General features: G+C 44.2%; 9 protein-coding genes. 5 read left to right on the top strand and 4 right to left on the bottom strand.

Going from position 1 to position 12,152, the window contains the following annotated elements; genetic code table 11:
- The first annotated feature begins 1 nt into the window (after position 1).
- From GWR21_RS26690 to GWR21_RS26670, 5 genes are all read left to right on the top strand, one after another.
- Positions 2-904: a glycosyltransferase family A protein gene (locus GWR21_RS26690; protein ID WP_162334762.1), complete on the top strand. Its 903-nt coding sequence runs from the start codon at positions 2-4 to the stop codon at positions 902-904.
- Between the two features lie 10 nt (positions 905-914).
- Positions 915-2,360 (top strand): O-antigen ligase family protein, encoded by a 1,446-nt coding sequence (locus tag GWR21_RS26685; RefSeq protein WP_162334761.1) that lies wholly within the window; start codon positions 915-917, stop codon positions 2,358-2,360.
- A 4-nt stretch (positions 2,361-2,364) separates the two neighbouring features.
- The gene (locus tag GWR21_RS26680) at positions 2,365-3,468 is read left to right on the top strand and encodes a glycosyltransferase family 4 protein (protein WP_162334760.1); all 1,104 of its coding nucleotides are present in this window, start codon (positions 2,365-2,367) and stop codon (positions 3,466-3,468) included.
- Positions 3,465-4,205, top strand: coding sequence for an FkbM family methyltransferase (locus tag GWR21_RS26675; RefSeq protein ID WP_162334759.1), 741 nt, complete (start codon positions 3,465-3,467; stop codon positions 4,203-4,205). Before GWR21_RS26680 ends, GWR21_RS26675 begins: the two co-directional genes overlap by 4 nt.
- A 125-nt stretch (positions 4,206-4,330) precedes the next feature.
- Positions 4,331-5,734, top strand: a complete 1,404-nt coding sequence (locus tag GWR21_RS26670; protein ID WP_162334758.1) for an undecaprenyl-phosphate glucose phosphotransferase — start codon at positions 4,331-4,333, stop codon at positions 5,732-5,734.
- Positions 5,735-5,851: 117 nt separating this feature from the next.
- Here the strand turns inward: GWR21_RS26670 and GWR21_RS26665 are convergent, their stop codons facing one another.
- The 4 genes from GWR21_RS26665 to GWR21_RS26650 form a co-directional block, all read right to left on the bottom strand.
- A complete protein-coding gene (locus GWR21_RS26665; protein ID WP_162334757.1) occupies positions 5,852-6,595 on the bottom strand; it encodes a hypothetical protein in 744 nt (247 codons plus the stop codon).
- Between the two features lie 566 nt (positions 6,596-7,161).
- Positions 7,162-9,789, bottom strand: a complete 2,628-nt coding sequence (locus tag GWR21_RS26660) for a glycoside hydrolase family 2 protein (protein WP_238430026.1) — start codon at positions 9,787-9,789, stop codon at positions 7,162-7,164.
- Positions 9,790-10,198: 409 nt separating this feature from the next.
- Complete coding sequence (locus tag GWR21_RS26655) at positions 10,199-10,606, bottom strand: hypothetical protein (RefSeq protein WP_162334755.1); 408 nt, start codon at positions 10,604-10,606, stop codon at positions 10,199-10,201.
- Between the two features lie 94 nt (positions 10,607-10,700).
- On the bottom strand, positions 10,701-12,149 hold the full coding sequence (locus GWR21_RS26650) for a HEAT repeat domain-containing protein (RefSeq protein ID WP_162334754.1): 1,449 nt from the start codon (positions 12,147-12,149) through the stop codon (positions 10,701-10,703).
- Between the last annotated feature and the right edge of the window lie 3 nt (positions 12,150-12,152).

The following is a 12,152-nucleotide window of genomic DNA, read 5'->3' as shown; positions in this document are numbered from 1 at the left end:
ATTGGATACACCTGTTCTGTTACTCATTTTTAACCGTCCTGCGCAGACCATGCGTATACTCGAAAGTATACGTATGCAGCAACCTGCACGATTGTTTATCGCAGCTGATGGCCCACGTCCTCTCAAACCAGGAGACGCCGCGCTTTGTCAGGAAACAAGAGAGACTGTGTTGAACTATATAGACTGGCCATGCGAAGTAAGCACCTTGTTCAGAGAACAGAATATGGGTTGTGCTAAAGCAGTGAGCAGTGGGATCAACTGGTTCTTTTCACAGGTAGAAGAAGGTATCATTCTGGAGGATGACTGTTTGCCGGACCCTACCTTCTATCATTTCTGTACAACACTACTGGAACATCACCGTCATAACGACCAGGTAATGCACATCGGAGGAAGCAACTACCAGGCAGGCATCATCAGGGGAAATGCATCCTACTATTATTCCCGCTATGCACATATCTGGGGATGGGCAACCTGGAGAAGAGCCTGGCAGTACTACGATGTCTCCCTGCAGCGATACAGGCATGCGTCGAGAGAAGACCTGCCTCCGCAGTTTGAAAGGGAGCTGGATGCTTTTTTTGAAGAACGAATGGATACATGGGATACACAATGGTTTCTGTCGGTACTGTTCAACAAGGGACTTGCTATTACGCCGAATACCAATATCATCCGGAATATCGGCTATGGCAAAGAAGCAACACATACCAAAAATGAACCTGCCTGGTTCAAAAAAATGGTATATGGCAGTATTTCTCACATCATACATCCGGATACACTGACTCCGGACAGTGAGGCTGATGCCTATACCCTGGATACCGTATTCAGGAGTAGTTATCTATTTCATATGGTCAGGAAGATAGTAAAAAGTAATCCGCTGTTATACAATTTGTACAAACGCATATCCTAAAATTCCAGTAATGGATAACAGTATCTATAATTTACTTGTCAGCAGCAATCCATATGTGGAGGTTTTCAAGGAAACCATGCCGGTTCTCATTGCCGGTATGCTGCTGCATCTGCACTATAAGGGGCGTATTACTGCACTGGAAACACTATTGTATGCTTTTTCCACAGAGGCATATACCATGCTGAAGATAGGTCCTACATTTACAGCCACCTTCTTTGTGAGTGTGGCGTTTACAATTGAACAACTACACTACCTGATCAGGGGACAGATCTATATTCACCGGAGATACCTTTTATTACTGGTATTACCGGCGATATCGAGTTTTATCATATTCTTCATTGTACAGCTGTATAAAGATCCGTTCTATTATCCTCCCGGAAAGCAGTCGGCTTTCTACATGCGTCCTGTTTATTTCTATATTAAAACGTACCTCCCGCTGTTTGCCATAGGCGCTAAGTTATTACAGGATAAAGAACAGCTATCCTTTGAGTATTACACGGGCGTAATGAAGAAGATCGCTAAGTTCTCTTTTGTAATAGCCGGTCTGCAGATCATCTGTCAGTTCCTGATACATAATGATAGTCTGGGAGAGATACTGGGGATGCAGCATCGCTACATGCTGGAGTCTTCTACCTCTGTATTCAGCATGCGTGTGCAGGCGCTCTTCGGAGAACCTAAAGTGTTCAGTGCCTTTCTCTCTGTGTCCATTCCTCTTTTTGTGAGGAGCAAGGAATATAAAATGGCGGTGCTCAGTATACTGATGGGACTACTGACGGTCTCACAAACATTCTGGATCAATATGCTTTCAGCAGGTATCACCTTCCTGTTAGTAGGGCGCATGCAGTCTACGAGATTAAAAATAGTTAGTACACTGGGTATCATCATCAGCTTGTTCCTTATTGTCAACGAATCAAAAAACTACTTTATCAAGTTGTATGCAAAGAATCAGAACAATGCCATATACCAACTGGTGTTCAAACGTTCTGTATACCGGTATGACAATGAAATATGGCAAAAAGATAACGTCGTGATGGGCATGCCCCTGCAACGTGATATGGAGTTACCTGTGGTGGATTTCCTGCGGGACCAGCCATATCTTTTACTAACAGGATATGGGGCGGGTAACAGTACATTCATTCCTGCACAGTATTTCTTCGGGCAGATGAATTATGAAAGCAGGTTGAATGGTGTAGGCGGGCATAACCTGAATATGCGGTGGTTTTATATACTGGCTGAATTTGGCATATTCTCCCTGATCATATTCTTTTCGATCCTTACCTACACGAGAAAGAATATCTCCGTTTTCCAGAGCAGTTACTTTGCTTTCATATGGGTATGTTTTTTCTTTAGTCAGATCGATCTGTTTCTCATTATAACGGCATTGCTCTGTGCGCATGACGCTGATGGATCGGCATCACCAGACCCGGTAATATATCAACTGAAACATTCTTATTAGGCTTATGCAGATCTTTCTGGACAATATCGTATTTACCATTCAAAAAGCAGGCGGCGTATCGGTGTACTGGTATGAGTTGCTGCAGGGAATGTGTAATGCCGGCATGCCTGTTAATTTTCTGAATGCAGGGCTGAACCCTTCTAATATATTCGAACAGCAACTGAATTATCAGCAACATACCTGCATACGCGAAAGCTGGATCCCACCAAAATACCTGCGTTACCTGCCGTTACAATATACACTGCCACACAGTGCTATATTTCATGCAGGTTATCTGCGTGTGTCCCCGCAGAAGAATGTGCTCAACATCCTGACAGTACATGACTTTGCACATGAGCGGAAGATAGCGACGCGTTTTCCGAGAGGCCTGGCGAACACGCAACAGAAAGCCTACGGCATAAAACGCGCGGATGGCATTATCTGTATATCAGATAGCACAAGAAAAGAGCTATTACATTTTTATCCGGAGACAAATCCGGCAAAACTACGGGTAGTATATCACGGCCTTGCTGACACATTCTATCCATTTGATAAAAAGGCCGCAGGAATTCCTATCCTGCCAGCAGCTATCAACTGTCCATATATATTATATGTGGGAGGACGGGATAACTATAAAAACTTCAGAACAGCACTGGACACAATTGCTTTATTGCCTCCGGCATATAAACTGGTCGTTGCCGGCGGAGGGCCCTGGGACAAAAAAGAACAACAGCTGATTGAAAATAAACTCCACGGACGTTACATCATTGTTGAAAATGTAAAACCCGCTGATCTGAATATACTGTACAATTATGCCTGGTGTCTGCTCTACCCTTCCTGTTACGAAGGATTCGGATTTCCTCCCGGAGAAGCGATGAAAGCAGGCTGCCCGGTGGTCACTACCAACTGTACTTCCATGCCTGAGGTAGTCGGAAATGCAGGACTGCTGACCACTGAAATAACCGCACGGGCATTCGCAGAACAAATACTGCAACTGGAAGAGCCCAGCTTCCGGGATCAGATCATACAAGCCGGGATAGCACAGTCAAGCCTGTTCACCTGGGAAAAGAGTGTCAGAGAAACAATACGTTTTTATAAAGATTGCTGGAACAACAAATTTGCATCATGAACCTTATCTTCAAACTAGCAGACGCTGCTAAAGTCTTTTTACAATCCGGCAGAGGATTAACATCACTCCTGAAAAAAGGAGTGTCTATTGCGTCCACACAATTGCTGCACAATTGCAAACACTACATTCCGGAAGTGAATACGATCCTGGACGTAGGTGCTAACAGGGGGCAATTTGCACTTTCTGCAAAACACTTTTATCCGCGTGCGGGCATCCATTCCTTTGAGCCGATACCGGAAGTGTATACCACGCTGCAGCAGAACACGCGGCACATTCCACGCATACATACCTACAACTTTGCCCTGGGCAGCACAAGTGGTGTGCTGGAATTCTATGCGAACCATTATTCACATGCCAGCTCTGCACTGCATGTATCTTCGCTGCAGCAACAACTGTTACCCCAGACAGCTGAAGCTGACCAGATCAGGGTACCGGTAAAGTGTATGGATGATCTGCTACCCGAGATTCCTGTCACCCATCCGGTGCTGCTGAAACTGGATGTACAGGGATTTGAAAAAGAAGTACTGAAGGGAGCAGTGCATAGTCTGGAGCATATAGACTACCTCTTGTTCGAGACCTCATTTGTACAGATGTATGATGGAGAACCACTGTTTGATGAAATGCACAATTACGTGAAAGAACTCGGCTTTGAATTTATTGCACCAGTCGGTTTTCTGCAAACAGATGATCTGCAGATATTGCAGATGGACCTGCTGTATAAAAAGAGAAATACTTAAACGTAAACACTACAGACCCCTATTGTTCGAGTCATAATTATTAATCCCAGGTAGAACATTAAGAGCACGTTATTTCATAGCTGTACCCCATATTCTATTATGCAATCGTATAAAAGTCCATCGATATGAAACGACGTATTCATGCTATTCAGTTCCTAAGACAAACAATTGATTATATTGTACTGACGGCCGCGTTTTTGTTAACCAGACAATATATTGCCGGGAAAGGTGATGTATTTCTATCAAACTTTAATATCCTCCTGCTGCTCATTAGTCTCGGCATATGGACGGTTACAGGTACCTCCCTGCGGCTGTACGACGACTACAGGAAGACGTCCTCTTATTCCTTCGAATTTGTTGCAATACTGAAAAATGTATTGCTGCATGTTTGCGTATTCTCTTTTCTGTTCTTTTACTTTTTTAGATCATACCCCTATCCCCGTACTTTCACATTACTATATGGAGCGTACATATTCGCGGGTATTATTACAACCAAGTATATAGTTAAGAAACTAACATTACGCTGGAGGTCTCATCATATCAATCCGAAAAATGTGCTGATCGTAGGAACGGGACAAACAGGCATGAACTTCTATCAGACGATCACCGCCAATAATCACTTTGGCTACAACTGTGTGGGGTTTGTAGACGACGATACAAATGCGCAGATCAATGGGCACTACCTTGGAAAGATCTCAGAACTGACCAGTATACTGGAAACCAATGAGATTGATGATGTGATCGTAGCCTTACCGGAATCGGCAAGAGAACAAACGGAACATATCATTGTGACAAGTGAAAGAGCCGCCAAAAGAGTAAAGCTTATTTCCGACGTGCCCCAGTATTATACACCTACTACAAGCATGAACCTGCTTGGCAATATCCCGATGGTCAACCTCCGGTCTATTGCCCTCGATGATGCCGGACATCAGCGACTAAAGCGGGCATTCGATATCTGCTTTACGCTTTGTATTATGATTGCATTCAGCTGGCTTTTTTTACTCATAGCCATACTAATCAAAATTTCCTCCAAAGGACCTGTATTCTTTAAACAGGAAAGATGGGGATTGAAAAACAAAAAGATCACCTGTTATAAATTCCGGTCCATGAAGGTACAGGCTTCGGAAGTAGACGGCAATGGAAAATTCATGCAGGCCACCCGCGACGATGACAGGGTCACACCGATAGGACGTTTTTTACGGAAGACCAATCTCGATGAATTACCACAATGTATCAATGTACTGATGGGCGAAATGTCTTTTGTCGGACCACGTCCCCATGCCACGCCTCTGCATGTGGAAGCCAGGGAAACTGTACAGCATTACATGTTACGGCAAATGGTAAAACCAGGCATTACAGGCTGGGCACAGGTAAATGGCTGCAGAGGGGAAACGCGTTTCTCCGGACAGATGCAGAAGCGTGTTGACCTGGACATCTGGTATATCGAGAATTACAGCTTCTGGCTGGACTGCCAGATCATCTTTCAGACTTTGATGAACATGATCAAAGGGGATAAAAACGCCTATTAAACCAGGAAACAGGTCTAAACAGCTATAAAAACCAAGCGCATATCACCGGTAAAACCCAGAGATATGCGCTTGCATATTTTGCTATAAACAGCGTAATGTCTAAGATGGACGATGTTATCAGGGCGTCCAGATAACGTTGGCGCCACCTGTGGTAGAAGTCACACCCGTGTTGGTTGACGTAAAGTTCAGTCCACAGAAACTGATCATAGTGGTCGTACCATTGATGGCCACATACACAGTTCCTGAAGAAGCAGTGAACGGTTGCAATGTGCTTACAGATGCCACCACTCTTACTTTGTTGGCACCTATCACACCATCATTTACCTGTATCGTATAATAACCTTCTTTCGGAGGCTGATTACCTTCAAACTGGAAATCAACAACTGCCAGATTCTTACTTTCTGCTCTGATGAGGAAGTTAGAATTATCTACACGTCCTTCGATCACGTTGAAAGATAAGGTGGTCGCCTTCACGATCTTCATGACGTTACTATCCAGTCCACAGGGATTCCAGGGACCAGTCACGACGATGTTGTCTGAAGTGGCAGTATAGGTACATCCGCCATTGGTCACAACACTCAGTTTATAAGTTTGTGCACCTTTGCCAGGATTAGGAATGACAGGAGCCCTTTCATGAGAAACATATCCACCGGGACCTTCCCAGGTATACGTCTTGGGCTCATCAATACCGAAAACAGATAACCTTAGGGTATCATTCATACCCAGCGGTGCGTTGGAGGTAATTTTAGGTTTAAGGCCGAGGTCACACACGGCTTTAGTACCACCGCTGCCACCACCACAGGCGACAAGCAACCCTGAAATACCGATAACGAATGCTAATAATATATATTTATGCCGCATTGCTGAAGATTCATCAAAACCTTTAATAATATTACTATGATCTTTAAGACAATATTTCGAAATCAGATTCCGTTTAAATAACATCATACGGTTACAGGATAAAGGGATATAGATATTATTCGCTGACTCTTTTTTCGTGTTATATTTTATTCAGTATTGCTACACCATTACCAGGCCACCTGACACTGACCGGTCTGTATCTGATTCTCCTGTTGAGGGAAAAACTGATTAAATCAGACAAATACGACAATCTCTTTGTTGGCATAAATACATGAAAAGGTCTAAAACCGAGTAATAAATATAGTAAATAGTTTATTTATTAATATTTTTTTATATTAATACTACGGTAAGACTGTATCCTCAGCGCGTGTTTTACCCCCTATTAATCCGATCATTTACAATTACTTACAAGGCCCCGAAATACCTATAAAAAAATTTTCATTTTTCCTAGGTAGAAGGGTACTTTTTACCCCAAAATGCCAAAAATCGCCATTTTCAGGGAGAAATGAAAAGGGGCCGGAATGTGCTTCCGACCCCTTAAAATTCCAAAAAGTTGTTATCTCTATCTATTTGATGTTGATAGTTTGTTCGGTCAGATTCCATCCTGAAACGGTGACAACAGCGTTACCATTTTTACTGATAGCGTCACCACTGATAGTCACCAGTTTCTCTTCGCCTGGTAAAACAGACACATAGTTGTCATTATAGAATACCGGCAGGATACGTTTCTTTGTTTTGCTGTCTACCAGTGATACACGGTTAAAGAACGCGATCGGGCCATTGGCAGGATTGCTGATCTTTACTGTAATGCTATCATTGGCAGCTTTTTGTGCAACGATCTGTACTTTGGCAGCCTTCATTTTCTGCAAACCAGAGTAATTGCCGGTACTGTCCGGGAACCAGTACAGGTTATCATCTATCACTTTCTGGTCTTTATCCAGCAAACGTACAGACAGGAAAACGCCTTCCTTCGCACCCAGTTTATCGAGACCATTCTTAACAGAAAGGTATTTCTGCACAGTTTTAGGGCTGATTTCAGTAAATACCTGGGTGAGTTGCTTGCCTTTACCTTCCATATCATAAGCAGTCAGCTGGAGCATAACGTCAGTGTGATATTTAAAGGTATTATTCACAGTGAAAATATTACCATCAGTAGGGTTACACATCACATGCAGTGGTGCACCTCCTACGCGGTTACCATACAGACAGGCATTAGGATCCAGGTAATAGTCATACATCTGACCACGCAGGGCCGTCCATGGATTCTGTGTTTTCCAGATGATCACTCCTGTATACCAATCCCACATATGTGCGCTGAAACCTTCCATCAGGGCACGGTACTGGTCATAGTTCACCAGCTGAGCCTTGTTAGCGAAGTCTTTTACATCTTTAGGTTTACCATATGCGTCAAGATGATCAAAATAAGGAATATACTTATGATAGTCCCATACAGAGTCTACTCCATCTTTCTTGTTTTCAGGTGCCTTCATATTGGCAGCCGGAATAAATCTTTCAAGGGATTCATAATCGCCCACACCTACGGACCCTACTTCAGAGTTGAAAGGGAAAGTCCTTTCATTCCAGAATACAGACATTGGCTGAATGTTATATGGACCATCTCCGTTTCCACCTAACATATTGTAAGACATGCTGTCTGTGTTGGAGTAATGGAAGAAGAAACGGGTGTTATCCAGAGAAGGCAGCAGGGAATCTTTAATTGCTGCCAGGATATCTACCGGAGGAGTGATTTCGTTACCGCCACACCAGAAAGCCAGGGAGGCATAGTTACGCAGCATCTTGATCTGATCAGCTACTGACTCAATGAAGAGGTTATGATCATCAGGATAGCGACGACGTGTCCACTGGTCTTCTTTTTTTAATGGGTCTACCCACCTGCCGTTACAGTCGCCTGACATCCAGAAGTCCTGGAATACCAGCATACCATATTTGTCACAGGCGTCATAAAACTCTGGTCGTTCCGTCAGACTACCTCCCCAGATACGGATCAGGTTAAGGTTCATGTCTCTGTGGAAGCGTACTTCTGCATCATAACGCTCCTTGCTGAAGCGGAACATGGCATCTGAAGTGATCCAGTTCCCCCCCTTGATGAAGATCTTCTGACCATTCACAGCTACCTCACGGCTGTTAGTATGGGAGTTCCAGTAGGTCTGGATCTCTCTTACACCAAAACTCACCTCTTCCACATCATCCACGCCACTGTTCTCTGCGAATTCCAGTTGCAGGTTATACAACTGCTGCGGACCATAGCCACTTGGCCACCATAACTTAGGCTCTTTCAGTTCCAGGTCAGGTAACTGTACAGTGGTCGTTCCGTTTGCAGCCAGGGTTACTTTCCGGGAAATGGTATTACCTGCCAGTTTGTAACGGAGGGTACCTTCTACACTTTTTCCGGTCGCATTTTCCAGGGTCGCCTTTACCATAACGATAGCTGGCGCCTGCGCACCTTCCGGCATTCTTACACCAGGTACTTTGGTAATTACCTGTGGGTCTTTAATATGTACGGCTCCGGTCTTCTCGATCGTTACCTTGTCCCAGATACCGGTGTTACGGTCACGCATTGGCTGGATCCAGTCCCAGCCAGCGGTATACTGAGGTCCTACATTCTTTGCGATAGTACCGTCACCACCCTGGCCACCATTGGGATTACCGACGATAGCAGGAGGATATACCACGACAGCCAGACGGTTCTTACCATCTTTCGCCAGCCATTGGGTGATATTATAAGAATGTCTGAGGTAGGTGCCGAAGTGGGTGTTAGCATTCAGGCGATGTCCGTTAACATAGATGTCACAACCATCATTCACGCCTCTGAAGTGCAGCCATACCTGTCCGTCGGCAGATGGCTTCTGCTCTGTGAAATCCTTTACGAACCAATAGGTATAATGATCTTTGCCGGTAGTATAGATGTCCGGGATACGCTCATTATTCATTCCATAAAAAGGATCAGGAACAAGCTTATTATTCAGCAGCGTAGTCAGCACTGTACCAGGTACAGTAGCCGGCATCCAGCCTGAAAGCTTGTAAGAAGGCGCAGAAAGCGCTTCTCCCTTCACAGTGACTTTGGCAATATTGTTACATTGCCAGCCACTGTTTAATTCATATTGGCTTTGTGCAGCCAACGGTAAAAAAGGTGCTAATAAGAGACCTGTTGCATTCAGTAATTTCCGAACCATAATGTGCATGAAAAGTTTTATAGGCAGAAAAATGCCCCCATTCACTGATAAAACAAAAATATACGTTGACAGCTCAAAATCAAAATGCGGCTATACTAATAATGGATAGACGGTAAGCGGAAGGCACAAAAATCAAGAATCCACCATCTTTGGTGAATTCACTATTACCTGGGGAAGTTAAAAAAAATTGCCGGTATAAGACTAAACCAGCACTGTTTAAACCTACAACTGTATACTACGCTGTCAGACAACGTAATTACTATTGCAAAGGTACAGTGGGGTGGTGCAATAACTGCCTGGGTTTCCGCGAGTAAAGTACTTACCCCCAGGTTACTGGTCAGAAAGAAAAAAGGTGAAAAGTGACATGATCACCTTCCACCCTTTCATATGGCAATTAATAATCGTTACATTATATTGGATCTGCTTCTACGATCACCACTTTTACAAACACGGTGGATGAAGGAGGATCAATGGTACTTCCATCAGCGCCTTGCACTTCCAGGTAAATATTACCAGTTTTGTAAGTGTACACAAAGGTGGAACCGTTAAATACGTCAGGAATTGCTTCCCAGGTTACTTTGTCAGAAGAGATATATACCAGGATACCACTGTTCTGATTTGCATAGTCGTCTATTTCCGGAACAGGCAATGATGAGAAATAGGTCTTTGAACCTGCATCATATTGCCATGCATTGGATTTAACTTCATACTGAATAGTTTTATTGGGTATGACTACTTCCTGGGTAATATTCTCTTTTGTGCAACTGGAAAATACAAGTGCCAACATAAGCATGGGCAGCAGCAACAGTGATTTCATGATAGAGCTATTGATAGTGATATAATATAGATTGATATGATAAACAGGTTTCAGTTATCTCATCAGTAACAAATAAGATGCCATAAAACCCGCTTTATTCTTTAACGGCCTCCAGCGTAGCTTTCGCTGCGGCCACCACCGTCTCGTCCCGGCTATTTAACAGCAAACTGATAAAACGCGCCTTATCTGCCGCCTTCTTCTCTGCCAGTACATGCAGTAATGTAACCTGTGCATAAGGTGGCGCATGTTGTAAGGCAACTGCAACATAACCAGGTACATCCCGGCTTCTGATATGAAGTAAGGTATTGCCAATAGCTGACACTTCGGTACTGTCTGCCGTTCTCATAGCGACCAGTAATGGACTGAGCATCTCGGTACTCTGCATCTGTGCGGCCGCCTGGATCGCTGTCATCCGGATATGCGGATCAGTGTCTTTTAATGCTTTGATCAATAGCGGTGTAGCAGCACGCTGTCCACTCTCTGCCAGCATCCGGAGAATATTTGCTTTCGTACCTCCTGCAGCGCGTTCAGCTTTTTGTACCCAGATCTCTGTATTAGCGGCATTCATACTTCCTGCTGCCATAGCCAGTGCAGCAGCGCTGTAGGTTGCATTGTTATTATCGGCAGCCAGTGTCAGCGTATTCACTGCATTATCGCCCATTATATCTACGATTACCTTCAATGCTGCAATACGAACATGAACCAGACTATCTCCCTTGCATCTCCTGAGTATATTGTTAGCTGCTGTCACAGCAGGCGCTGTAGGCCAGTTATGACCCAGGTTAGATACAAACAGGAGATACGCAGCGGTTCCACCTGTTACATCGTAACCAAAGCCGGCCTTTTCTGCTGCTGCTGCCAGCACCGGCTCGCTTGATTCCGTAGCGATATTCGCCAGTGCAAATAAAGCGGTCCTTTTTAATACAGGATCTTCTGATCGCGTGCGCAGGGTAATGCCCTGCTCTGCCGCCAGGTAACGCAGCTCACCCAATGCTCTTATCAGCCCGATCTCACTATTACCTTTAGCTTTGTCTAATGCCATTTCCATAGCTACCACAGAGGCAGATGTTTTGATCTGTGACAATGTACGGATAGCAGCATCACAATAACGTTCATTGAGCAGATAAGGCTTTAATAACGGCACAGCGGTATTATCACCGAATAGCTGCAGCTGTTCTATGAGAAAGATCTTGTTAGCGGGATCGGTGGTTAGCTTCAACGCCTTTCCCCAGGACCTTATTGCTTTATAGCGAAGTGAATCTCTTGCAGCTGCAGAGACGTAAGTAGCATACCCTGTCAGTGCATACTGAAGTGTAGTATTATCTCCTTTACCGGCAGGTTGTAACATGGTCGCCATTTCCACCAGTCCGTTGATACCTAATCCAGCTATCTGTTGCATGCAACTATCCTGTGCCTGCTGAGTAACTGCTGGTAAGCGTTTTAGTATACGTGCGATCCTCGCTGCGTAGGGACGTGGTGTTTGCTGTGCGTATAAGGTACTACAGCTCAGTAGAAGTAATATGCATAAAATATTTTTCTTCATAGG

It is taken from the genome of Chitinophaga agri (genome assembly GCF_010093065.1).
Taxonomy (GTDB): domain Bacteria; phylum Bacteroidota; class Bacteroidia; order Chitinophagales; family Chitinophagaceae; genus Chitinophaga; species Chitinophaga agri.
This window is presented reverse-complemented; position numbering and strand designations above follow the sequence as displayed.

Bases quoted from the DNA above. Each gene is read 5' to 3' on its own strand.
- GWR21_RS26665 (WP_162334757.1), bottom strand. From the start codon at position 6,595: ATGCGGCATAAATATATATTATTAGCATTCGTTATCGGTATTTCAGGG.
- GWR21_RS26655 (WP_162334755.1), bottom strand. From the start codon at position 10,606: ATGAAATCACTGTTGCTGCTGCCCATGCTTATGTTGGCACTTGTATTT.
- GWR21_RS26660 (WP_238430026.1), bottom strand. From the start codon at position 9,789: ATGGTTCGGAAATTACTGAATGCAACAGGTCTCTTATTAGCACCTTTT.
- GWR21_RS26675 (WP_162334759.1), top strand. From the start codon at position 3,465: ATGAACCTTATCTTCAAACTAGCAGACGCTGCTAAAGTCTTTTTACAA.
- GWR21_RS26650 (WP_162334754.1), bottom strand. From the start codon at position 12,149: ATGAAGAAAAATATTTTATGCATATTACTTCTACTGAGCTGTAGTACC.
- GWR21_RS26670 (WP_162334758.1), top strand. From the start codon at position 4,331: ATGAAACGACGTATTCATGCTATTCAGTTCCTAAGACAAACAATTGAT.
- GWR21_RS26680 (WP_162334760.1), top strand. From the start codon at position 2,365: ATGCAGATCTTTCTGGACAATATCGTATTTACCATTCAAAAAGCAGGC.
- GWR21_RS26685 (WP_162334761.1), top strand. From the start codon at position 915: ATGGATAACAGTATCTATAATTTACTTGTCAGCAGCAATCCATATGTG.